Below are 23,837 nucleotides of genomic sequence, written 5' to 3' on the forward strand. Positions count from 1 at the left end.
TGCTACTGCGGGGAGGAAAGGGAATGCCGTCGCTGAGTTTGCGGATAAACCTCGATCCTGATGGGCGTATCGGACCGGGCAAGATCGAGCTTCTGGAGCAGATTGCTGCCTTTGGTTCGATCTCGGCCGCGGCGCGCGGCATGGAAATGTCCTACAAGCACGCCTGGGACCTGGTCGAGGACATGAACCGGGTGTTCGGCAAGCCGCTGGTCGCGGCACAGACGGGCGGCAAGAAGGGCGGCGGCGCGCAATTGACCTCGGTGGGGCTTGCCGTGGTTAGCCGCTTTCGTGCCATCGAACGAGCGGCGACCTCTGCAGCGGCAACGCATATTGAGGCATTGCAAGCGGAAATCGACGCTGGCTGAATGCGGGGGAATCCCTGCAAACTGCGATCAACCGAGGAGCTGAAAGAAACTATTCCTCCGGCTCGCCGGGCTTGCGCAGCAGATAGGTGTCCATGATCCAGCCCTTTTTCCGGCGGGCCTCTTCGCGGGTCTTCACGATCTCGTCGCCGACATCGCCGAGACGGCCTGAAATGAGGACCTCGTCAGGCGTGCCGAGATAGGCGCCCCAGTAGATAACGGCGTCCTTGTCCTCAAGCGTCTTAAAAGCGCATTTGCCGTCGAGCATGACGACCGTGCTGCCGGCATTTCCGGGCAGACCTTCCTCGGCGAGGCGGCGACCGGTGGTGATCAGGACAGAATCGCCGATGCGATTGAGCGCCATCGTGTGGCTGGCGGCGAGCGCCTGGACAGCGGTTATGCCGGGAATGACCTCCAGCTCGAACTCGACATTGCCCCTCGATAACACGCGCTCCAGGATGCGCAGCGCACTGTCGTAGAGCGAGGGATCACCCCAGATCAGGAAAGCGCCGCAGCCGTCTGGCGAAAGCTCGTCGCGGATCAGGCCTTCATAGATTGCGGCGATTGCCTCGTGCCAGTCGTCGACGGTCGAGCGGTAGGACGGCGCCGGCTCGGCCCGAACCGGCACGTCGAATTCAACACGGCGCGAGTTCGGGTTGGAGACGAAACGATCGCAGATGTGGCGGCGCAGTTCGGCGAGATCGCTCTTTGTCGCGCCCTTGTCGGGAATGAACAGCACGTCGGCGCGGTTCAAGCCATCAATGGCCTGGACCGTCATGTGGTCGGGATTGCCGGCGCCGATGCCGATGACGAGAAGCTTGCGCATGAGCGAACTCCTGCCCGATCGGAAGGCCGGTGTCCAGACAACCAAGATCATGCATGCCAGCGTCAGCGAGCCCGCGGAAGGGCTTTGAAACGCCACATTGAAACGGCTAGAGTCATGCTGGCGTTTTCGCCGAAGGGGGGTCAATGTTCCGTTATGTCCTGACCGCAGCACTGGCGTTTTCGGCCGCGCCGGCATTTGCCAATGATTCGATCGCGGAATTAGGCACGGGCGGCCTGATCCTGTCGCGCAGCGATGCGGTCGCCATGGAGAGCGAAGATCTCTACATCTCGCCGGAGAAAGTGACGGTCGACTATGTCTTCCGCAACAACACCGACAAGGCTGTCGACACGATCGTCGCCTTTCCGATGCCTGACATCGAAGGCAATCCCGAAGAGATGCCGGCAATCCCCGAAGGGCAGAGCGACAATTTCCTCGGCTTCGAGGTGACGATCGACGGCGTCGCCGTAAAACCGCAGCTGCAGCAGAAGGTCTTCGCACTCGGCATCGACATCAGCGCCGACCTGACGGCCCAGAACGTGCCGTTCTATCCATTCGGCGACGCTGCGAAGGCGGCGCTGGCGAAGCTACCACAGGCGGTTGCGAAGGATTGGGAGAATCGCGGCATCATCATCGAAGACACCAGCGACGATGGCTCGGGCATGAAAACTGTCTATACGCCGTTCTGGCAGTTGCGCTCGACCTATTGGTGGCGCTCGACCTTCCCTGCCAACAAGGCGGTCCATGTCTCCCATCGCTACAAGCCCAGTGTCGGCGGCACGTCCTCGGTCAGCTTCTTCTACGACGGCCAGTTCCAGGGCCAATATGCCAGCTACAAGGGCCGATACTGCATGGACAATGCGTTCGAGAACGCAGTGCGCAAGGCGGCCAAGGACGATCCGGACGGCTACCCGAGATATTTCGAGAACAGAATCGCCTATATCCTGACCACCGGGGGCAACTGGGCTTCGGGCAGCATCGGCAAGTTCAAGCTGACCATCGACAAGGGCAATCCCAAGAGCCTGGTCTCGTTCTGCGGCGACAATGTCAGGAAGGTCGGGCCGACGACATTCGAGATGACGGCTCAAGATTTTTATCCCGAGCATGACATCGACATCCTGCTGCTGGAGCCGTCGGATGACATCGATGGTGACGGCGGGGACGGTGAAGGTGGCGGCAGTGAAGGCGGGAACGGCGGCTGATGGACATCGCAATCTACGTCGCCATCGCCGAGAACGGCGTGATCGGGCGCGACGGCGGCCTGCCATGGCGGCTTTCCTCCGATCTCAAGCGGTTCAAGGCCGACACGATGGGCAAGCCCATCATCATGGGCCGCAAGACCTATGAAGGCATCGGCCGGCCGCTGCCGGGCAGGCTCAACATCGTAGTGACCCGCGACAAGACCTGGCGCGCCGAGGGCATCGAAATCACGCATTCGCTCGATGAGGCGATCAAGCTTGCCAATGTGCGCGGGCGCTGCATGGCCGGCGCGAACGAAATCTGCGTGGTCGGTGGCAGTGAGATCTATGCCCAGGCGCTGCCGCTGGCCGATCGCCTGCATGTCACGCATGTCCTGGCCGCGGTCGATGGCGACGCGCGTTTTCCGCCGATCGATCCCGATTCATGGCGCATGGTCAGCTCGCAGGACGTTCCGGCCGGTGAAAAGGACAGCCACGCGACGCGCTATTCGGTTTACGAGCGACGCCGCCACGTGCATTGAAGACGACAAACGGTCGCGAACGGTCCAAAATAGAGATGCCGTCAGCGGATCGCGTTGAAAGCGAGCCGTCGCGTCCCTATAGAAGAGCTACGTGGGATTTGCGCCGTAGGCCGGTGCTGAGGGAATTCCAAGCGAAAGGACATTTATGCCCTGGAATGACAAGAGCGGTGGCGGCGGCCCATGGGGCGGCGGCGGCAATCAGGGGCCCTGGGGGCAGGGACCCAAGGGGCCTAGCGGCCCGCAAGGCTCGCCTCCCGATCTCGAAGATATCATCCGGCGCGGCCAGGACAGACTGCGGCGCGCCCTGCCAGGTGGTGGTGGCGCCAGCCCCGCGGTCCTCGGACTGATCGCCGCGGCACTTGTCGTGCTGTGGGCATTCAAGGCGGTCTACACCGTGCAGCCCGACGAAGTTGCGGTCGAACTGCGGTTCGGCATACCGAAGGCCGAACTCTCGCAGCCCGGTCTGCATTTCCATTGGTGGCCCGTCGAAACGGTCGAGACGGCCAACATCGCCGAGCAGCTCGTCGACATCGGCGGCGGCGCGACCAGCAGCAGTAGCAGCTCCGGGCTGATGCTTTCCGGCGACCAGAACATCGTCAACGTCCAGTTCTCGGTGGCCTATCAGGTTTCCGACCCGAGGGCCTATCTGTTCGACGTGTCCGATCCCGACGGCATGCTGCGGCAGGTTGCCGAAAGCGCCATGCGCGAAGCTGTTGGCCGGCGACCGGCCCAGGACATCTTCCGCGACGACCGCCAGGGCATTGCGGCATCGGTGCGTGAGATCATCCAGACGACGCTGGACGGCTACAAGGCCGGCCTCACCGTCAACGCCATCTCGATCGAGGATGCCGCGCCGCCGCGCGAAGTCGCCGATGCCTTCGACGAGGTGCAGCGCGCCGAACAGGACGAGGACAAGTTCGTCGAGCAGGCCAATCAGTATTCCAACCAGAAGCTCGGCCAGGCGCGTGGCGAAGCCGCACAGATCCGCGAGGATGCGGCCGCCTATAAGAACCGTGTCGTGCAGGAGGCCGAAGGCGAGGCGCAGCGCTTCATCTCGGTCTATGACGAATACGCCAAGGCGCCCGAGGTGACGCGCAGGCGGCTTTATCTTGAAACGATGGAGAGGGTTCTGAAGGATTCGAACAAGGTCATTGTCGAGCAAGGCAACGGGCAAGGGGTCGTTCCCTACCTGCCGCTGCCAGCGCTGCAGCAGAAGACGCCGCCAGCGCCGGTGCTGGGAGGAAACCAGTGATGACCAATCGTCTGCCCATCATCGCCGTCATCGCAGCAATCATCCTGTTCCTGCTCTATTCGTCGGTCTTCGTTGTCAATGCGCGCCAGCAGGCGCTCGTGCTTCGGTTCGGCGAGATCGTCGACGTCAAGAACCAGCCGGGCATCTATTTCAAGGCGCCGTTCGCGTTCTTCGATGCCGACAGCGTGCAATTGATCGAGAATCGGGTGCTGCGCTTCGACCTCGACAACATCCGCGTCCAGGTCTCGGGCGGCAAGTTCTACGAGGTCGATGCCTTTATCGCCTATCGCATCTCGGATCCGCGCATCTTCCGCGCCGCCGTCTCCGGTCAGATCGAGCTCGCCGAGGCACGGCTGAGGACGCGTCTCGATGCGGCGCTGCGCCGTGTCTACGGTTTGCGCGACTTCGAAGCGGCGCTCTCGGAAGAGCGGGCCGTGATGATGCGGGAAGTGCGCGACCAGCTCAGGCCCGACGCTACGTCGCTCGGCCTGCAGATCGAGGATGTGCGCATCCGCCGGACCGACCTGACGGCGGAGGTCTCGCAGCAGACCTTCGACCGCATGAAGGCCGAACGCCTGGCCGAAGCCGAGCGGCTGCGGGCGCGAGGCAACGAGGCGGCACAGCGCATCAAGGCCCGCGCCGACCGCGAAGTGGTGGAGATCGTCGCCGAAGCGCAGAAGGAATCGGAGATCCTGCGCGGCGAGGGCGAAGCCCAGCGCAGCGCCACCTTCGCGGCGGCCTACCAGCGCGATCCGGCCTTCTTCGATTTCTACCGCTCGATGAATGCCTACGGCACTGCGCTGGACAGCACCGGGACGACGATGGTGCTGTCGCCGAATTCCCAGTTCTTCCGCTTCTTCCGCGATCCGGACAGCAAGGAAACGCCGACGGCGCCGCAGGCACCGGCTGCGCCGGCAGCGCAGTCAGGCACCGGACAGTAACGGACCGGCGATCGGCCTGGTTCAGGCGCATGACCCGAACCAAAGGTTCGGAAAGGATCATGCGCAAGATCAAAGTGCTACAGCGCCGTTTGCGCGTCCAAAAGGACGCGCGGGCGCTGTAGACGTCGAGGGCCTGGTCTATGGCCAAGAGCTTGCCGAGCAAGTCTTGTCGATGCCGGCAAACGCGTTGCGGATCGCCGGGTTGGTGGCGATTGCCATCGGCGTCGGCAGCATCTGGCCGGTGAGCAGCTGACGACGGCGTTGACGACTATGGTGTTGGTGTAACGGAGGATTTATCCTCTGCCGATAGCCACAGCCGCAAACGTGCCTTATTTCTTGCCAACATGGCTCGGAGCGATGCTTTTGCCGAAGCAGCTTTTTTTCACAAACACCGGGAGACCCTCGATGACATCCAACACCCTTCTGCGCGCAGCGAGGCGGACGTTCATCGCCGGTGCGGCAGCGCTTGTCGTCGGCGGCCTTGCTGTTCCGTCTTTTGTAACGCCAACGGTGGCTGCGGATGGACCGCCTTCGGTCGCCGACCTCGCCGCAGGCCTGCTCGGCGCTGTGGTCAACATATCGACGTCGCAGACGGTGAAGGGCACGGAAGGTCCAGGCGCCGTGCCTATGCCACAGCTTCCTGAGGGCTCGCCCTTCCAGGATTTCTTCGACGATTTCTTCAAGAACCGCGGTGGCGACAAGGACAATGGCGCGCAGAAAGTGCAGTCGCTGGGCTCCGGCTTCGTTGTCGATGCCGAACAGGGCATCGTGGTGACCAACAACCACGTCATTGCCGATGCAGACGACATCGAGGTGAATTTCTCCGATGGCGTGACGCTCAAGGCGACGCTGGTCGGCACCGACACCAAGACCGATGTTGCGCTGCTGAAGGTCGATCCGAAGGGACACAAGCTAACGGCGGTGAAATTCGGCGATTCCAACAAGATGCGTGTCGGCGACTGGGTGATGGCGATCGGCAATCCGTTCGGCCTTGGCGGCACGGTGACAGTCGGCATCGTCTCGGCGCGCAACCGCGACATCAATTCCGGCCCCTACGACGATTTCATCCAGACCGACGCCGCGATCAACCGCGGCAATTCCGGCGGACCGCTGTTCAACAGCATCGGCGAGGTTATCGGCATCAACACGGCGATCATATCGCCGTCGGGCGGTTCGATCGGCATCGGCTTCTCCATTCCCTCGCAACTCGCTGCCGGGGTCGTCGACCAGCTTCGCCAGTTCGGCGAAACGCGGCGCGGCTGGCTTGGCGTGCGCATCCAGCCGGTGACCGACGACATCGCCGAAAGCCTCGGCATGGCAACCGCCAAGGGCGCGCTGGTCGCCGGCGTCATCAAGGGCGGACCGGTCGACAACGGCACCGTCCAGGCAGGCGATGTCATCATCAAGTTCGACGGCAAGGACATCCACGAAATGCGCGACCTGCCGCGCGTTGTCGCGGAAAGCCCGGTCGGCAAGGCGGTGGATGTGCTCATCGTGCGCAAGGGTGTCGAGCAGACCGTGAAAGTGACGCTCGGCCGGCTCGAAGACGGCGAAAAGCTCGCCAAGGGCGAAGACGGCAGCAGCACCGACCAGGACAAAGGCGACAAGGCGCCCCCGGTTTCGACGGCTTCCGTGCTTGGCATGACCATCGGCGAACTCAACGATGAGACGCGGAAAAAATTCAGCATCGCCGCCGATGTCTCCGGCGTCGTCGTTACCGACGTCACCAAGGATTCGGCGGCCGCCGAACGCGGCATCCAGCCCGGCGAAGTGATAACCGAGATCGCACAGGAATCGGTTGCCTCACCCAAGGACGTCATGGACCGGATCGGTGCGCTGAAGGAACAGGGGCGCAAGAACGCACTGTTGATGCTGGCGTCGAAGACCGGTGAGTTGCGGTTCGTGACGATCCGCATGGATTGAGTTCGGAAGAACCTGCAGTACTCTGATTTTGAAAGAGAAAGGGCGGCTAGCGGGCCGCCCTTGTTCTTTGCTCCCAATCACCGTGCGAAAGCCGGTAAAGAACATGCCGCCTGAGCGCTGTGTGGCTGTCCGGAATGCCGGGATGGTCGAAGTCGCTGGCCGGGTCGGCGATCATGCCTAGGCGTTCCATGACGGCGGTGGAGCGGCGATTGCTCTCGACCGCGAAGGACACTACCTCGTCAAGGCCCAGCGTTTCGAAGCCATAGACGAGCCACGCTTCCGCGGCCTCGGTGACATAGCCTTTGCCCCAGTATTCGGGCGCCAGTCGCCAGCCTATCTCAACGGCACCGGCCGGCAAGAAGGGCAGATAATCGGTTCTGGTTATGCCGACAAAGCCGATGCATTCGCCGGTTGCCGCGAGCTCGGCTGCGGCGAAGCCGAAGCCATCGCGGTCAATGGCGTCCCGCAATTCGTCCATCTTGGCGTCGGACTGGGCGCGGTCACGGCGGAACGGAAAGAATTCCATGACGCGCTCGTCGGAATTGATCCGGTGGAAGAGCTCGCGGTCGCGGTCCTGCCAGTTGCGCAGGATGAGACGTTCGGTGCGGATCGGCGTCATTCGACAAATTCTTCCCGGCGGTAGCCCTGCAGATAGAGCAGCGCGGTAAGGTCGGAATGGTCGATGCGCACCTTGGCCCCGGCCGCGACGGACGGCTTGGCGTGCAGGGCGACGCCGGTGCCGGCAAGGCGGATCATGTCGAGGTCGTTGGCGCCGTCGCCGACTGCGATGGCGTCGGCGAGTGTCAGGCCGAGGCGAGCCGAAATCTCGATCAGCGCTTCGGCCTTGGCGGCGCGGCCAAGGATGGGCTCGGCGACAAGCCCGGTGAAGCGGCCATCCTGCTCTATCAGGCGGTTGGCGCGGTTCTCCTGGAAGCCGAGCATCGCCGCGATGCGTGTGGTGAAAACGTCAAAGCCACCGGACACAAGTGCTGTCCAGGCGCCATGGGCCCGCATGGTCTGGACAAGCGCGCGGCCGCCGGAGGCCAGCGTCAGGCGTTTGGCGATGATGCGGTCGACCACGGCGGTATCGAGACCCTTCAGCAATGCCACACGCTCACGCAGGGCCGGTTCGAAAGCGATCTCGCCGTTCATCGATCGCGCCGTGATGACCGCGACACGATCCTTGACGCCGATCTCGTCGGCAAGCTCGTCGATGCACTCCTGGTCGATCATCGTCGAATCCATATCGGCGAGAAGGATCTTCTTGCGCCTTGCGTCAGCCTGCTGGACGATCACGTCGACCGGTTCGCAAGCCAGGGCAGCGCGCAGGCCCGCGGCGATTTCAGCGGCTTCGGCTGCCTCGGGCAAAGCAAGGTCGCAGGCGATGCCTTCGGCCAGCCAGCGAACAGCGCTTGCGCCGACCGACCGTGACGCCATATTCGCAAGCGACGCCGACAATGCGCGGCGGGCAGGGTGGGATACAAGCGTGGCGATCAGCGGCATCGAAAATTCCGGTGGGCAGGCGGGCGAGGGCCGCGTGAAAAATGCGATCCTGATAGCCGGGCCGACCGCCAGCGGCAAGTCGGCGCTTGCGCTCGATCTCGCTCAGCGCAGGGGCGGCGTCATCGTCAACACCGATTCCATGCAGGGCTATTCGGTGCTCGACGTGCTGACGGCGCGGCCGACCGCTGCCGAGCTCGCCCGCGCGCCGCACTTTCTCTACGGCCACGTCCATCCTTCCACTGCCTATTCCACCGGCGCCTGGCTGCGCGACGTGACGAAGCTGATCGACGAGGGCTTGCTTTCGACGCAACCGGACGGCACGCTTTCGCGGCGGCCGGCGATCTTCGTTGGCGGCACCGGCCTCTATTTCCGCGCGCTTGCCGAAGGCATTTCGCAAATGCCCGATATTCCCCAGCCGATCCGCGACCGCTGGCGCTATGAGCTCAAGGAGCAAGGGGCGGCCAAGCTGCACCGCATCCTGCTGCGCGAGGATTCGGCGGTCGCCACGATGCTGAAGCCAACCGACGGCCAGCGCATCGTGCGGGCGCTGGAAGTGCTCGACGCCTCGGGCCGCTCCATCCTGGAATGGCAGGCCGAACGCGGCCGACCGCTTATCGACCGGACCAGCACGCGTTTCCTGGTGATCGAGCCGGATCGAGCGGAGCTGGTGAGCCGCATCGAGGCGCGATTCGACAGCATGCTGGACAAGGGTGCCCTCGATGAAGTCAAGCAGCTTACGGCCCTTAACCTCGACCCGGGTCTTCCGGCGATGAAGGCGATTGGCGTTCGCGAACTACGGGCCGCGATGGCCGGAGACATGAGCTTCCCCGAGGCAATAGAGCGCGCCAAGATCGCGACGCGGCAATACGCCAAGCGGCAAGCGACATGGTTCCGGCACCAATTGGGTCCGGAATGGCAGAGATTGCATCCTGGCGACGACGTAGTGTCCTCGATCTGATCTCCTGCATCAGATGCAACCAGGGAAACAAGATGCAGAAGTTGAATTTCCCGCTCAGGTTGTCCGGATTAACCCTCCGTAAGGCCCCGGCATGCCATAAAGTCGTCGGGCAGTTTTCCCGCGGGGAGCAGATGCGTTTCCATAAGGCGGAATCCGCATTTTTCGTCTTTATTTTCGTGATCCTGGCCGCCGGCCTGGTGACGCTCCACGCCTATGGGCTTCTGCAAGCCATCGCGGCGGAGATCGACACGTCCTCGGGGATCGAGGAGATCGTCTATCTCAATAAGCTGCTGTTCGCGACCGGCGTGCTTCTGGCGACGGCGCTGTTCTTCGGCGTTTTCTTCATCTATCCGCTGATCCGCAAGCAGGCGACGGAAGAGGGCAAGCTGCGCGCCATGACGGTTTCGCTCAGCGCTCGCTCGGAAACGCTGGAGCATGCAGCCCTGACCGACGGCCTGACGGGCATGCAGAACCGGCGCTATTTCGACGATGCACTGAAGGAATATCTCGAGGAGTTCCGCCGCATCGAGAAGCCCGTCGGGCTGATGATCCTGGATCTCGACCACTTCAAGCAGGTCAACGACACCCATGGCCACGATGTCGGCGACGAGGTGCTGAGGGCGGTCGCCAATTGCCTGAAGGGCATGACACGCTATCACGACGTGGTGGCGCGGCTAGGCGGCGAGGAGTTCGCCGTGGTCACGCCCAACATGGACGCCGAGCTTCTGTCCAAGTTCGCGGAGCGCATTCGCAAGGCCATCGCCAACATGTCGGTGCTATCGGGCAATGTCCGCCTGAAGATCACCACCAGCGTCGGCCTTGCCGTTTGGGATCGCAAGGAGACGGCCGAGGATTTCTACCGCCGCGCCGACCGCCAGCTCTACGAGGCCAAGCGGCAGGGGCGCAATCGCGTCTGCGCCTAAAAACCCCATCATCAAATTCGTGATGCTGGCCGTCTGATGGGCCCAGCAACAAGAGGTTAGCTTTAGCTCAGTCGTTCTGCGGGCGCAGGCCGAAGGTTGCGGGTTTCAGCCCGTAGCGCATGTCGAAATCGTCGTCCGGTTGAATGCGCGGAACGGGGGGCTTGCGGTAATCCGGATCGCCGGCCTGGCGGCCGGTATCGACGACCTCGGCGAAGGCCATCGCCTGCTGCGGCTTCGGCACATTGCGCAGCCGCTCGACAATTGCAGCAAGATCGACATCGTCGCCGGTTTCGGACGACAAGGCCTGCTCACGCTTACCCGTGCCGGGGATCAGTTCTTCGGACAGTTTCTCGAATTTCAGCCGCATGGTCGTCGCCACGCCCTCACCGAAGGCGATAGCTTCGCGCTGGCCCATGGAAGACAGGAAAGCCAGCGTCGACGCCGAGGAATCGGCGATCGCCGAGCGGATGATCGCCTGGTCCTGCTCGTTGGCCAGCCGCATGGCGAAGAAGGTCGAGCACTGTGACAGGATGGTCGGATCGAGCTCGCCCGGGCGCTGCGTGACGACGCCGAGATAGCATCCGTATTTGCGGCCTTCCTTGGCGATGCGCGACAGCGCGTGCCTGGTTGGCGCGAAGCCGAGGCGCGCATCGGCCGGCATGTAGCGGTGCGCCTCTTCGCACAGCAAGAGCAGCCGCAACCGTCCCTCGCTCCACAGCGCCAGGTCGAAGGCCAGACGCGCGAGCACCGAACAGACGGAATTGACGACCTCGGACGGCATGCCAGCCATTTCGAAGCAGGTCACCGGGCGGCCGTGGTGCGGCACCCGGAAAATATTGCCGATCGTCTCGTGGATTGTGTCCTCGATCAGGCGCGAGTTGAACATGAAGCGGTAGCGCGGATCCGAGGCCGCCGATTCGATGCGCGTCTTCAGCGATTTGAGCGTTGGGCGGTCGTTCTTGCTTTCCAGCAGGCCCATGCGTTCATCGATCTGCTTGATAAGGTCGACCATACGATAGGGCACCGGCGTGTCAGCGGTCAGTGCATCGCTGCCACGCCGCAGATAGGTGCCGGAGTTCGGGTTGCGATAAAGGTTCTTGGCGGCGGGGATGAGATCGCGCAACACGTCGACTTCTTCCGGCACGGTCTCGCGCCCACGAAACAGTACTTCGGCAAATTCCTCGAGCTTGAACATCCAGAAGGGCAGGTCCAGCGTCGTCGAATCGACTCGGACGCAGTGTTCGGGGAGTGATGCCGCGAACTCATTGTGCGGGTCGAGGATGAGGATGCGCAGGTCGGGCCGGGCGGCGATCGACTTGCGCAACAGCAGCGAGACGGCAGTGGATTTGCCGACGCCGGTGGTACCGACAATAGCGAAGTGGCGCGCCAGCGTGTCGTCGATGGCGATGTTGGCGTCGATCGCCTCATCCTGCGACAGCGTGCCGATGGTGATCGAATGACGCCCGGCGAGATCGTAGACCGCCTGCAGGTCGCGGCTTCGGATGCGATGGGCGATGGCACCGATGTGCGGATATGTGGTGATGCCGCGGTCGAAGACCGGCTTGGCACCTGGCTCGGCGCCGTCACGGACCTCGCCGATCAACTCGACGCTGACTTCTATCGGGTTCTGGCCCTCATTGCTCCAGGCGCGATCCGATTTGCCGATCTCATAGACGAGGCCAACGGTTCGCGTGGTACCGAGATTGATGGAGATCATCTTGCCGACGGTCCACAGGCCGGTGACCGTGCCTTCGACATCGTCGGCGTAGGCGCTGATGGTGGCGCGCGCGCCGTCGCACTGCACGACATTGCCCAGAATGCGTTTGTCGTTCTGCTCGGCGTTGCGGCGCTCCTGTGATGTCGGTTCTCCGACGGAGGCTTCGCGTTCGACAAACATGGATAGCCTGATCCCCATTCCCTGGAGGATCGAACCTACACAAATGGGGTTAAGGCGGCGTGAGGTCGGATGGTGTAGGGGGCGTTAAGACAACAGCGAAAATTGACTCGGCCGGCCCTTTCCCTGATGCGAGGATTCGATATATTGGACAAATGACTGATATAGCGAATGACATCTCGTCGACCATCGGCAGAAGAATACGTTCCGAACGGGCTTTGAGGGACTGGTCGCTGGCGGAGCTTGCGGACCGATCCGACGTGTCGAAAGCCATGCTCAGTACCATCGAGCGCGGCAAGACGAGCCCGACGGCAGCCCTTTTGGTGCGCATCGCCGCGGCCTTTGGCATGACGCTCTCCACGCTGATCGCCCGGGCGGAATTGCAAGGCGGCAGCCTGCTTCGCGAGAGCGATCAACCGCAGTGGCGTGATCCCGGCACGGGCTATGTGCGGCGGCATCTTTCGCCGGTTTCGGCCGACATGCCGCTCGAACTGATCAGGGTTCAACTGCCGGCGGGAACCAGGGTGAGCTTTCCTGCAGCGTCCTACGCCTTCATCAAACAGCAGATATGGCTGATTGGCGGGCAACTTCAATTCACCGAGGGCGATGTTGTGCACAGTCTAGGGCCCGGTGACTGCCTGGCGCTTGGCGCCCCTTGCGACTGTACATTCCACGCGCCGGGGCCGGACGCCGCCGACTATCTGGTCGCACTGGTCAGAGCGAGATGACATGGCACGCCGTCCGAAACGCACCGACAACGGCGGACCGCCGCTCGACGACTATGACGGCCCGCCATGGGGTGAGGGCGACGCCTACGTCTTCCTTGCCTGGCAGGCTGCCCATGCCAAGGCCTGGAAAGCGCCGAGCCACGAGGTCATGCTGATGCGGCTGGACAAGGCCGAGCGGCTGGGCCTGACCTATGAGGAGTACACACTCGAACTTCTGGAACGCGGGCGGCATCTTCAGGAAGAAGACACCGAACGCATCGCGGAAATCCACCGGGCCAGGAAGCGAAGGAGATTCAGTCATTTCGACTGACAACGGCATCGCATTTGCGGCCTTCGACCGGTGCTCACCGTTTCATAGACATTTTGCTTCGACAAAGGGCATCGCACGCATGGGATCCATCGAAATCAACGTTCTGAACCAGTCTGCTGAAACGCATGCAATGTTGGTCGACATGCTGATCGCGACGGTTGCGGCCGGTGGATCCGTCAGTTTTATGCATCCGCTGTCGCTGGAAGCGGCGAGAGACTTCTGGGACAAGTCGCTCACGGCGGCGGCGAGAGGCGAACGAGCGGTGCTCGGCGCATGGGATGGCGAGGTTCTGGTCGGCACCGTCACCTTGCTGCTCGACTGTCCTCCCAACCAGCCGCATCGCGCCGAGATTGCTAACTCATGACCCGCATCGATCATCGGGGCAAAGGCGTTGCGACCCGCCTGATGCGAGCGGCCGAGGACCTTGCCGTGCAGAAAGGCCGCAGCCTGCTGTCTTGGACACTGCGACGGAGGAAGGCGCTTCCGGTCTCTACGAGAGACTGGGCTTCACGCTCGCCGGCGAAATACCGGACTATGCGTTGAAACCTCATGGCGGGCTGACCGGCACGCTCATCTACTGGAAGCGCATCGGCCAGTCCCAGCCCGAGCCGGCCGCGCAGATTGGCCGTTGACAGCGGTGCAAAACCAATCCTATTGTCCGCCACCATGAAAACGGCACTCATTCTCGTAGTAGGAAAGCGCGTGGGCAAGGCGGTGTAACCGCCGGGCGGAAACCTCCCATGCGCAAGACACAGGCTCCCTCGGGGGCCTTTTTTATTGCCCAAAACACGTCTAAACGACCAGCAATCGCCCGATGGCGGACAGTACGGGACCAGACCGATGAGCAACAGACAGAACGAGCGGCGCGAAATGACGGGCGCCGAAATGGTGGTGCAGGCGCTGAAGGACAACGGCGTCAAGCATGTTTTCGGCTATCCGGGCGGCGCAGTACTTCCGATCTATGACGAGATCTTCCAGCAGGATGAGGTCGAGCACATCCTCGTTCGCCATGAGCAGGGCGCTGGCCATGCAGCGGAAGGCTATGCGCGCTCGACCGGTAAGGCCGGCGTCATGCTAGTGACTTCGGGACCTGGCGCCACCAATGCGGTGACGCCGCTGCAGGATGCGCTGATGGATTCAATCCCGCTGGTCTGCCTGACCGGGCAGGTGCCGACCTCGCTGATCGGCTCCGACGCTTTCCAGGAGTGCGACACCGTCGGCATCACACGCCCCTGCACCAAGCACAACTGGCTGGTGAAGGACGTCAACCAGCTGGCGGCGACCATCCATGAGGCCTTCCATGTCGCGACCACAGGGCGTCCCGGCCCGGTCGTTGTCGACATCCCGAAGGACGTGCAGTTCGCCAAGGGCATCTATGTGCCGCCGCAGACGGCGCCGCGCACCAGCTACCAGCCGAAGGTCCAGGGCGACCTGGACAAGATCAAGGCGGCGGTCGAACTGATGGCGAGCGCCAAAAAGCCGATCATCTATAGCGGCGGCGGTGTCATCAATTCCGGCTCGGAAGCGAGTCATTTGCTGCGCGAACTGGTCGATCTCACCGGCTTTCCGATCACCTCGACGCTGATGGGGCTCGGCGCCTATCCGGCATCGGGCAAGAACTGGATGGGCATGCTCGGCATGCACGGCACCTATGAAGCCAACATGGCCATGCATGATTGCGACGTGATGATCTGCATCGGCGCGCGTTTCGACGACCGCATCACCGGGCGGCTCACCGCGTTCTCGCCGAACTCGAAAAAGATCCACATCGACATCGATCCGTCGTCGATCAACAAGAACGTCCACACCGACGTGCCGATCATCGGCGATGTCGGCCGGGTGCTGGAGGATCTGGTGCGGCTGTGGCGGGCGACCGCCAAGGCCGACAAGAAGGCGCTCTATCCCTGGTGGGAGCAGATCGCCAAATGGCGGGCGCGGGATTCGCTCGCCTACAAGATGAACGACGACGTGATCATGCCGCAATACGCCATCCAGCGGCTCTACGCGCTGACCAAGGACATGGATACCTACATCACCACCGAGGTCGGCCAGCACCAGATGTGGGCGGCACAGCATTACCATTTCGAGAAGCCGAACCGCTGGATGACGTCAGGCGGGCTGGGCACGATGGGCTACGGCCTGCCGGCGGCGCTCGGCGTGCAGATCGCACATCCGGATGCGCTGGTCATCGACATTGCGGGCGATGCTTCGGTGCAGATGACGATGCAGGAAATGAGCGCGGCGGTTCAACACGAAGCGCCGATCAAGATCTTCATCCTCAACAACCAGTATATGGGCATGGTGCGGCAGTGGCAGCAGCTCCTGCACGGCAACCGGCTGTCGCATTCCTACACCGAAGCGATGCCGGATTTTGTCAAGCTGGCCGAGGCCTATGGCGGCCACGGCATCCGCTGCGAGAAGCCGGACGAGCTGGACGATGCGATCAAGGAGATGATTGCGGTGAAGAAGCCGGTGATCTTCGACTGCCGCGTGGCAACGCTCGCCAACTGTTTTCCGATGATCCCGTCGGGCAAGGCGCATAATGAGATGCTCCTGCCGGACGAGGCGACCGACGAGGCGGTGGCCAACGCCATCGACGCCAAGGGCAGGGAACTGGTGTGATTGCAGGGGCAGGGCTTGTCGGAAGAAGCCGTGCGGAAACAGAGAATTAGCGCCAAGAGTTGAAATCGAGATTCATGTCATGAACGCACAGCTACAACCGACCGGCTCCGCCTATTTCATCGCCAAGGAAACGGAAAAGCCTGAAAATCACACGTTGTCGGTGCTGGTCGACAACGAGCCCGGCGTGCTTGCCCGGGTCATCGGCCTGTTTTCCGGCCGCGGCTATAACATCGAGAGCCTGACGGTCTCCGAGACCGAGCATGAGAAGCATCTGTCGCGCATCACCATCGTGACGCGCGGCACGCCGCATGTGCTGGAGCAGATCAAGCACCAGCTCGAGCGCATCGTGCCGGTGCACCGCGTCGTCGATCTCACCGTGCGCTCGCACGAATTTGGGCAGGAACGGCCATTGGAGCGGGAACTGGCGCTGGTCAAGGTCGCCGGCACCGGCGAGGCCCGCGTTGAGGCGCTGAGGCTAGCCGATGCCTTCCGCGCCAGCGTCATCGACGCCAACACCGAACACTTCATCTTCGAGATTACCGGCAAGGGCTCCAAGCTCGATCAGTTCATCGCCATCATGAAGCCGCTCGGCCTGGTCGAAATCTGCCGCACCGGCGTGGCGGCGATGAACAGAGGACCGCAGGGAATGTAGCATCCGACGCTGTCGAAGCCATTGGATCTTCCCAAAGCCGGTTTCTGCTTTGTGTCCGAGGCCCCGGCGCCACCCACATCCGATACCTGGTAATCCTGAGTGTCTGGGTAATCCTGACTGTCTGGCCCGGCGGCCGCCTTCGGCTGGCCTTTGCGCATCGGTCGAAAAAGGACAATGATACTGACCTACTTGGGAGGAAAAACCATGTCACTCGACGCATTCCTTGCCCTGCTGGTCTACGCTTTCGTCACCTCGATCACGCCGGGGCCGAATAACTTCATGCTTCTGGCATCGGGCGTGAATTTCGGCTTCGTGAGAACCGTTCCGCACATGCTGGGCATTGGCATCGGGTTCCTGCTGCTGCTGCTTGCCGTCGGCTTCGGGCTCGGCACGGTACTGACGGCGTTTCCGGTGCTGCACACCGGATTGAAAATCGCCGGCGGCACCTACCTGCTTTATCTTGCCTGGAAGATCGCCATGTCGCGCTCGCTCGGCGCCAAAAGCGAGGTGGAGGCGCGGCCAATGCGCTTCATCAATGCGGCGGCATTCCAGTGGGTCAATCCCAAGGCGTGGGTGATGGCGATCACCGGCATAGCCGTCTACACCGATCCAGGGCGTCCGTTCCTGTCGGTGATGCTGATCTCAGCCGCTTTCGCCTTCATAATGCTGCCGAGCATTTCGACCTGGGCCGGTTTTGGCATGGCACTGCGCGGTTTTCTGTCGGATCCGCTGCGGCTGAAATGGTTCAACGTCGCCATGGGCGTATTGCTTGCGGCAACGCTGTGGCCGATGCTGCGCTAAGGTAGGTCGGTATTCCGATGATGCCGGCGTGCAAACGGCGGTTTTTCCCAAAACCGGTTCCCACTTTTGGACCCAATGCTCTGGTGCACAGCTATTGTGCACTGCACATTAAATCTTCGTAATGACCGGTTTTGGCACTTTTTCGCCTTCGGCATCCTCTATGTAACGGCGAAATCGCGGCAAAAGGCCGCGAGTTGAGCTAGACTATGACCACCGATCCACGGCGTGTCGATGGAGAGGGTCTTTTGGCGATGCCTGGAAAAGTCATACTTGCGGTGATTGCAGTGGCCTGCCTCGTCGTAGCCGGGCTCTATCTTTCGCCCACGGCGATGAGCGCCATTCAGCAGTTGCTGTCGGCGAAGCAGACTGCAGCGGACAGACCCGCCGGAGCCGCAAATGGCGCGCGTTCGACCTCCGTGGTTGCTGCCACCGCTTCGACGGCCGACTTTCCGATCCGGCGCTATGCGATCGGCTTCGTGTCCTCTCCCGCCGTGGTCAGCGTCAACGCGCGGATCTCGAGCCAGATCGTGTCGATCGCCGTCAAGGACGGGCAGATGGTGAAGGCCGGCGACCTTCTGTTCTCGCTGGACGATCGCTCGCTGAAGGCACAACTGGCCCGCGACCGTGCGACGCTCGCCAAAGACGAGGCCATGCTTGCCAGTGCCACGGCGGATCTTGAGCGCGCCAAGAACCTTGTCGCCAAGCAGGCGGGCACGCAGCAGACTTACGATCAGGCGATCGCGGCGCAGAAGTCCGCTGTGGCCACGGTCGATGCCGACAAGGCGACGATCGAAGCCGATACCGTCGAGCTCGGTTTTGCCACCATCACGGCGCCGATATCCGGCAGGCTTGGCGCGATCAGCGTCGCGATGGGCGACCTTGTCACCACCAGCAACGGCAGCAGCACCACGACGCCGCTGGTGACCATCACGCAGATGGACCCTCTGCGGGTGAGCTTCAACCTTCCGGAAGGCGATCTTGCCCTGCTGCACAAGGCGCTGGCGGCGCCGCAGGAAGGAGCAGTGACGCTGACCAATGACGGCGACACGACGCCGATCGGCAAGGGAACCCTCGATTTCGTCGATTCCAGTGTCGATACCGCCTCGGGCACGATCACGGCGAGGGCGCGCGTGCCAAATGCCGATCTTTCGCTGTGGCCGGGCCAATATGTGAATGTCGTGCTCAATGCCGGCATGATGCCGCAGATGACATCCGTCCCCACGGTTGCAGTCCAGCCCAGCCAGAGGGGGCCATTCGTCTATGTGATCAAGCCGGACAACACAGTGGAGATGCGGCCCGTGCAGGTCGCGCTGACCGAAGGCGAAAACACCGCCATCAGCGAGGGACTGAAAAGCGGCGAACGTGTCGTCGTCGAGGGCCAGAGGAGGTTGAAGAACGGCGCCCCGGTCCGCGAAGGCAAGGCCTCGGCCGGTTCCGGTGACCAGGCGTTGCCCAAGGTTGCCGAAGACGAGAAAGCCGGTGAGGTGCGCCGATGATTTCCGAATTCTGCATCCGCAGGCCTGTCGCCACTCTGCTCATGTCCTTCGCGCTCGTGCTGGGCGGGTTGTTTGCCTACAAGTTCCTGCCGGTTGCCGCATTGCCGAGCGCGGAGTTCCCGGTCGTCAACGTTTCGGCGTCGCTACCCGGCGCCTCGCCGGAAACCATGGCGACCTCGGTGGCAACGCCGCTGATCAAGCAGTTTTCCACCATTGCCGGCATTGATTCGATCACCACCACCAACTCGCTCGGCTCGACCTCGATCGCCATCCAGTTCGTGCTCAACCGTGACATCGACGCCGCGGCCGCCGACGTGCAGGCGGCGATCGCCCGCACACAGCGGCAATTACCGCCGGAGATGACCAGCCCACCAAGCTACCGCAAGGTCAATCCGGCCGACGCGCCCATCCTGCTGATGTCGTTGGTCAGCGACTCGGTTCCGCTGACCGATCTCGACGCCTTCGCCGAGAATGTCATTTCGCCGTCGCTATCGACGATCGACGGCGTGGCGCAGGTTTCGATCTTCGGCCAGCAGAAATATGCCGTGCGCGTCCAGATCGATCCGACCGCGCTCGCTGCGCGTGGCATCTCGATCGACCAGCTGCAGACGGCCATCGCTTCGGCCAACAGCAGCACGCCGCTCGGCGTGCTGCGCAACAACGAGCAGCAGCTGACGATCACCGCCAATACACAGCTGACCGACGCCGCGAGGTTTTCCAATATCATCATCGCCACCAAGAACGGTCATCCTGTGCGGCTCGGCGAGGTGACCCGCGTCATCGATTCGGTCGAGACCACGACGACGGCAAGCTGGTATGACGGCACCCGCGCCATCATCATGGCCGTACAGCGCCAGCCCGATGCCAACACCGTCGACGTGGTCGACCGCGTCAAGGCGATGCTGCCTTCCTTCGAGAGCCAGATGCCGGCGGCGGCCAACATCCAGTTGCTCAACGACCGCTCGACCTCGATCCGCCACGCCGTCGACGACGTGCAGTTCACGCTGCTGCTCACCATAGCCCTGGTGGTCATGGTGATCTTCCTGTTCCTGCGTCGGGCGACGGCAACGATCATCCCGGCGGTGGCGGTGCCGATCTCGCTCATCGCCACGCTCGGCGTCATGTTCCTGTGCGGTTTTTCCATCGACAACATCTCGCTGATGGGACTGACACTGGCCGTCGGCCTCGTCGTCGACGACGCCATCGTCATGCTGGAGAACATCTTTCGCCACATGGAGGAGGACGGGTTTTCGCCCCTCGATGCCTCGCTCAAGGGTGCCCGCGAAATCGGCTTCACCATCATCTCGATCTCGCTCTCGCTCGTGGCGGTGTTCATTCCCGTGCTGCTGATGGGCGGGGTCATCGGACGCGTCTTCAATGAGTTCGCGGTGGTGGTTACGGTCGCCATCCTGGCATCGATGTTCGTGTCGCTAACGCTGACCCCGATGCTGTGCTCGCGGCTGTTGTCGGTGTCCAAAGCCGAGCGGGGAGCATATGGCGAGGGCTCCAGGCACAATGTCTTCATGAGAGGCTATGACTGGTTGCTGACGTTCTGCCTGCGCCACAATTTCCTGGTCTTGCTTGTCTTCCTCGGGACGGCCGCACTGTCGGTCTGGCTGATCCAGATCTCGCCGAAGGGCTTCTTCCCGCAGGAGGATATCGGCCAGATTTCGGTGACGACCATCGCGCGCCAGGACATTTCGTTCGATGCCATGGTGAAGCTGCAAGGCCAGGTGGCAAATGTCTTTTCCCGTTCGCCCTATGTGTCGCATGTCGGGTGGTCCGCAGGCAGTGGTAACAATGCGCTCAACCAGGGCCAGCTCTATGTGCAATTGAAGGACAAGGACCAGCGTCCCAATATCGAGAAGGTGCTTTCGGATCTGAGACGGCAGCTAGGCGGCGTGCCTGGCATCGAAGCCTTTATGCAACCGGTGCAGAACCTGCGCCTCGGCACCCGTGCTTCCGCGAGCGCCTACCAGCTTGTCGTGCAGGGTCTCGATACCACGGGGACGAACAGTTGGGCGCAGAAGCTGACGGACGCGATGGCCGCCGATCACAGCGCCTTCACCGATGTCACCAATGATTTGCAGAACAACGCCCTGCAGGCGACGCTGGTGGTTGACCGCGACAAGGCAGCGCAACTCGGCATCGATACCGATACGCTGCGCTCCAGCCTCTATGGCGGTTTCGGTACCCAGCAGGTCTCGACCATCTTCGGCTCGGTCGACAGCTACGAGGTCATCATGGAGCTGGATCCGAAGATCGCGTGGTCACCCGAACGAATGCTGGCCATCCAAGTGAGAACGGCCAGCGGCAGCCTGGTGCCGCTCGGCGCCTTCGCTCGTGTCGAGCGGACGGCGGGGGCGCTGACCGTCAACCAGCTCGGCCAGCTTCCCGCCGTGACCATCTCCTATAACCTGCCGCAGGGCGTCGCGCTCGGCGACAGCGTGACCCACATCAATGCGCTGAAGGAAAAGATCGGCATGCCGACGGCGATCTCGACGACCTTCTCGGGCACGGCGAAAACCTTCCAGGATTCGCTTGCCAATCAGGGCCTGCTGATCGGCGGCGCAGTCCTCACCATCTATATCGTTCTGGGCATACTCTACGAGAGCTTCATCCACCCGCTCACCATCCTTACCGGTCTTCCGTCGGCCGTGCTCGGCGCGCTGATCGCGTTGCGGGTTGCGGGGATGGACCTTTCGGTGATCGCGGTCATCGGCATCCTGATGCTGATCGGCATTGTCAAGAAGAACGGCATCATGATGATCGACGTCGCGCTGGAACTCAGGCGCGAGGGGATGTCGCCGCTCGAATCCATCCACAAGGCCTGCCTGATGCGCTTCCGCCCTATCATGATGACGACGCTGGCGGCGCTGATGGGCACCATCCCGATCGCGCTCGGCACCGGCGCCAGCGCCGAACTGCGCCAACCGCTCGGCGTGGCGGTGGTCGGCGGCCTGGTCGCCTCACAGGCGCTGACACTGTTCGTCACGCCCGTGATCTACGTCTACATGGAGCACTTCTCCAGCTGGCTTCTCAGACTTTCGCCAAAGCGCCGGGCAGAACCGCGGCCGGTCGAGGCCGTCGACCAGCCTTCATTGTTCGGCCCGGAGGAAGAACCACAGGTCGAGCCGCAGAAGGAGGCCGCCGAATAGCGGCGAGCGGCTGCGAATGCGCTGGCCCAAACCGTCGCGCTTGCGGCCGGCAGTTCGCGATCGTAACTTGGGCCATGCCCCATGATCATGACCACGACAATGAGCTCGATCCCTTTGCCGCGCGCGTGCGCGCACTGGAGACGATCCTGACCCAGAAGGGTCTGATCGATCCGGCCGCAATCGACGTAATCGTCGACACTTACGAAACAAAAATCGGTCCGCGCAACGGCGCCAAGGTAGTGGCTAAAGCTTGGGTCGACGCGGAATTCGCAGCCTGGCTGAAACGTGATGCGACGGCGGCGATCGGCTCGCTCGGCTATGCCGGCCGGCAGGGTGAGCACATGCAAGCCGTGTTCAACACCGATGAGGTCCACAACCTCGTCGTCTGCACCTTGTGTTCCTGTTACCCATGGTCGGTGCTCGGCCTGCCGCCGGTCTGGTACAAGGCGCCGCCCTATAGGTCGCGGGCGGTCATCGATCCGCGCGGGGTGTTGGAGGAATTCGGGCTGACCTTGCCAGCTGGGAAAAAGATCCGGGTCTGGGATTCGACCGCCGAGCTCCGCTATCTGGTGGTGCCGATGCGCCCCGAAGGCACCGATGGCTGGGATGAGGAGCCGCTGGCCGGGCTGGTGACGCGCGATTCGATGATCGGCACCGGACTGGCGCGGGAGCCGGCATGAACGGGCCGCAGGATCTCGGCGGGCAGATGGGGTTCGGGCCTGTCGCGCCCGAAAAGGACGAGCCGTATTTCCATGCCGAATGGGAAAGACGGGCACTTGGCGTGACGCTGTGTTCCGGCGCCATGGGCGCCTGGACCATCGATGAGAGCCGGCATGCGCGGGAATCGCTGCATCCGGCAGACTATTACGCCTCGAGCTATTACCAGATCTGGATCAAGGCGCTGGAGGTGCTGCTCAAGCGCGATGGCTTCGTCAGCGACCGCGATCTGGCAGCGGGCAAGGCGGTCGATCCTGCCGCGACGCCCAAAAGGGTGCTGAAGGCCGAAAACGTGCCGGCGGCCCTGGCCAAAGGTGGGCCTTGCGATCGCCCGGTTGCCACGCCGGCGCGGTTTAGGGCGGGCGATCCTGTGCGGACCAAAAATTTCCATCCGACCGGCCATACGCGGCTGCCACGCTATGCGCGCGGCAAGCGAGGCGTCGTCGAGGCGGTGCGCGACGGCTTTGTCTTTCCCGACACCAACGCGCACGGGCAAGGCGAAAACCCGCAATGGGTCTATACGGTGGTTTTCGACGGACCGGAGATCTGGGGCGAGGGCGCCGACCCGACGCTGACCGTATCGATCGACGCCTGGGAGAGCTATCTTGAGCCGGCGTGAGGCGAAGCCGGTCGCTGCCGCGTTGTCGGCGGGTGGCGACCCGCCGGTCTTCGATGAGCCTTGGCAAGCGGAAGCTTTCGCCATGACGGTGGCACTGCACGACAAGGGCCTGTTCTCCTGGAGCGAATGGGCGAATGCATTGTCTGCCGAGGTCAAGCAGCCGGGTGCCGCAAGCGACGGCCACGACTATTACGAGCACTGGCTGGCGGCACTGGAAAAGTTGCTGTCAGCCAAGGGCGTTGCCGGCAAGAACGATGTCGATACGCTTGCTGCCGCCTGGGAACGCGCCGCGCATGCAACCCCGCACGGCAAGCCGATCCTGCTGGAGAACGATCCTGGACCGGCCGAGTAATTCGTCGCCGCCCGGGGACGGTCGTTCCCTTTATGTTCCAATCCTCTCCTGATAGCCTGCACTGGTCGGTGGCGGAACGATCG

The 23,837-nt window shown here is 62.7% G+C and carries 22 protein-coding genes and 2 pseudogenes; 20 read left to right on the forward strand and 4 right to left on the reverse strand.

The features are described from left to right. The first annotated feature begins 23 nt into the window (after window positions 1-23). Window positions 24-365, forward strand: coding sequence for a winged helix-turn-helix domain-containing protein (locus EN859_RS10840; RefSeq protein ID WP_127853347.1), 342 nt, complete (start codon window positions 24-26; stop codon window positions 363-365). A gap of 49 nt (window positions 366-414) precedes the next feature. Here the strand turns inward: EN859_RS10840 and cobF are convergent, their stop codons facing one another. After that, window positions 415-1,188: a precorrin-6A synthase (deacetylating) gene (gene cobF / locus EN859_RS10845; protein ID WP_127853348.1), complete on the reverse strand. Its 774-nt coding sequence runs from the start codon at window positions 1,186-1,188 to the stop codon at window positions 415-417. Between the two features lie 143 nt (window positions 1,189-1,331). On the opposite strand from cobF, the gene EN859_RS10850 reads away from it, so the two are divergent. The 6 genes and pseudogenes from EN859_RS10850 to EN859_RS10875 all read left to right on the forward strand — a co-directional run bounded on the left by EN859_RS10850 (window position 1,332) and on the right by EN859_RS10875 (window position 7,021). After that, the gene (locus tag EN859_RS10850) at window positions 1,332-2,387 is read left to right on the forward strand and encodes a DUF4424 domain-containing protein (RefSeq protein WP_127853349.1); all 1,056 of its coding nucleotides are present in this window, start codon (window positions 1,332-1,334) and stop codon (window positions 2,385-2,387) included. Further along, the gene (locus tag EN859_RS10855) at window positions 2,387-2,905 is read left to right on the forward strand and encodes a dihydrofolate reductase (RefSeq protein WP_127853350.1); all 519 of its coding nucleotides are present in this window, start codon (window positions 2,387-2,389) and stop codon (window positions 2,903-2,905) included. Before EN859_RS10850 ends, EN859_RS10855 begins: the two co-directional genes overlap by 1 nt. Window positions 2,906-3,050: 145 nt before the next feature. Then, window positions 3,051-4,157, forward strand: coding sequence for an FtsH protease activity modulator HflK (gene hflK / locus EN859_RS10860; RefSeq protein WP_127853351.1), 1,107 nt, complete (start codon window positions 3,051-3,053; stop codon window positions 4,155-4,157). Then, window positions 4,157-5,098: a protease modulator HflC gene (locus EN859_RS10865; RefSeq protein WP_127853352.1), complete on the forward strand. Its 942-nt coding sequence runs from the start codon at window positions 4,157-4,159 to the stop codon at window positions 5,096-5,098. Before hflK ends, EN859_RS10865 begins: the two co-directional genes overlap by 1 nt. 118 nt (window positions 5,099-5,216) lie before the next feature. Beyond that, window positions 5,217-5,351: pseudogene (locus tag EN859_RS39195) on the forward strand (DUF2065 domain-containing protein); the annotation flags it as partial. 152 nt (window positions 5,352-5,503) lie between these two features. Next, window positions 5,504-7,021, forward strand: a complete 1,518-nt coding sequence (locus EN859_RS10875; RefSeq protein ID WP_127853353.1) for a DegQ family serine endoprotease — start codon at window positions 5,504-5,506, stop codon at window positions 7,019-7,021. 46 nt (window positions 7,022-7,067) lie between these two features. Here EN859_RS10875 and EN859_RS10880 read toward each other — a convergent pair whose 3' ends face one another. Both EN859_RS10880 and serB read right to left on the reverse strand, forming a co-directional pair. Beyond that, complete coding sequence (locus EN859_RS10880) at window positions 7,068-7,640, reverse strand: GNAT family N-acetyltransferase (protein ID WP_127853354.1); 573 nt, start codon at window positions 7,638-7,640, stop codon at window positions 7,068-7,070. Next, complete coding sequence (gene serB / locus EN859_RS10885; protein ID WP_127853355.1) at window positions 7,637-8,524, reverse strand: phosphoserine phosphatase SerB; 888 nt, start codon at window positions 8,522-8,524, stop codon at window positions 7,637-7,639. The genes EN859_RS10880 and serB overlap by 4 nt, the downstream gene beginning before the upstream one ends. Here serB and miaA point away from each other — a divergent pair. Next, complete coding sequence (miaA, locus tag EN859_RS10890) at window positions 8,514-9,482, forward strand: tRNA (adenosine(37)-N6)-dimethylallyltransferase MiaA (protein ID WP_127853401.1); 969 nt, start codon at window positions 8,514-8,516, stop codon at window positions 9,480-9,482. The genes serB and miaA overlap by 11 nt on opposite strands. Before the next feature lie 131 nt (window positions 9,483-9,613). Next, window positions 9,614-10,405, forward strand: coding sequence for a GGDEF domain-containing protein (locus tag EN859_RS10895; protein WP_127853356.1), 792 nt, complete (start codon window positions 9,614-9,616; stop codon window positions 10,403-10,405). Between the two features lie 67 nt (window positions 10,406-10,472). On the opposite strand, the gene EN859_RS10900 is transcribed toward EN859_RS10895, so the two are convergent. After that, window positions 10,473-12,302, reverse strand: coding sequence for an ATP-binding protein (locus EN859_RS10900; RefSeq protein WP_127853357.1), 1,830 nt, complete (start codon window positions 12,300-12,302; stop codon window positions 10,473-10,475). A 152-nt stretch (window positions 12,303-12,454) separates the two neighbouring features. On the opposite strand from EN859_RS10900, the gene EN859_RS10905 reads away from it, so the two are divergent. The 11 genes and pseudogenes from EN859_RS10905 to EN859_RS10960 all read left to right on the forward strand — a co-directional run bounded on the left by EN859_RS10905 (window position 12,455) and on the right by EN859_RS10960 (window position 23,754). Further along, window positions 12,455-13,027, forward strand: coding sequence for an XRE family transcriptional regulator (locus EN859_RS10905; RefSeq protein ID WP_127853358.1), 573 nt, complete (start codon window positions 12,455-12,457; stop codon window positions 13,025-13,027). Between the two features lies 1 nt (window position 13,028). Beyond that, complete coding sequence (locus EN859_RS10910; protein WP_127853359.1) at window positions 13,029-13,337, forward strand: hypothetical protein; 309 nt, start codon at window positions 13,029-13,031, stop codon at window positions 13,335-13,337. Between the two features lie 79 nt (window positions 13,338-13,416). Then, window positions 13,417-13,969: pseudogene (locus EN859_RS10915) on the forward strand (GNAT family N-acetyltransferase). A 208-nt stretch (window positions 13,970-14,177) separates the two neighbouring features. Further along, window positions 14,178-15,959, forward strand: a complete 1,782-nt coding sequence (locus EN859_RS10925) for an acetolactate synthase 3 large subunit (protein ID WP_127853360.1) — start codon at window positions 14,178-14,180, stop codon at window positions 15,957-15,959. 79 nt (window positions 15,960-16,038) lie between these two features. Continuing rightward, a complete protein-coding gene (gene ilvN / locus EN859_RS10930) occupies window positions 16,039-16,611 on the forward strand; it encodes an acetolactate synthase small subunit (RefSeq protein ID WP_023668352.1) in 573 nt (190 codons plus the stop codon). A 204-nt stretch (window positions 16,612-16,815) separates the two neighbouring features. Further along, entirely contained in the window at window positions 16,816-17,412 is a 597-nt protein-coding gene (locus EN859_RS10935; protein WP_127853361.1) for a LysE family translocator, read from the forward strand. Between the two features lie 251 nt (window positions 17,413-17,663). Continuing rightward, window positions 17,664-18,908 carry an efflux RND transporter periplasmic adaptor subunit gene (locus EN859_RS10940; RefSeq protein ID WP_127853402.1) on the forward strand — a complete coding sequence of 415 codons (1,245 nt, stop codon included), beginning with the start codon at window positions 17,664-17,666 and terminating at the stop codon, window positions 18,906-18,908. After that, window positions 18,905-22,066, forward strand: a complete 3,162-nt coding sequence (locus EN859_RS10945; RefSeq protein WP_127853362.1) for an efflux RND transporter permease subunit — start codon at window positions 18,905-18,907, stop codon at window positions 22,064-22,066. Before EN859_RS10940 ends, EN859_RS10945 begins: the two co-directional genes overlap by 4 nt. Before the next feature lie 74 nt (window positions 22,067-22,140). Then, entirely contained in the window at window positions 22,141-22,746 is a 606-nt protein-coding gene (gene nthA / locus EN859_RS10950; RefSeq protein ID WP_127853363.1) for a nitrile hydratase subunit alpha, read from the forward strand. Further along, a complete protein-coding gene (gene nthB, locus EN859_RS10955; RefSeq protein ID WP_127853364.1) occupies window positions 22,743-23,402 on the forward strand; it encodes a nitrile hydratase subunit beta in 660 nt (219 codons plus the stop codon). Before nthA ends, nthB begins: the two co-directional genes overlap by 4 nt. Beyond that, complete coding sequence (locus tag EN859_RS10960) at window positions 23,389-23,754, forward strand: nitrile hydratase accessory protein (protein ID WP_281015603.1); 366 nt, start codon at window positions 23,389-23,391, stop codon at window positions 23,752-23,754. The genes nthB and EN859_RS10960 overlap by 14 nt, the downstream gene beginning before the upstream one ends. Window positions 23,755-23,837: the final 83 nt, after the last annotated feature.

It is taken from the genome of Mesorhizobium sp. M00.F.Ca.ET.216.01.1.1, assembly GCF_004010325.2.
Classification (GTDB): domain Bacteria; phylum Pseudomonadota; class Alphaproteobacteria; order Rhizobiales; family Rhizobiaceae; genus Mesorhizobium.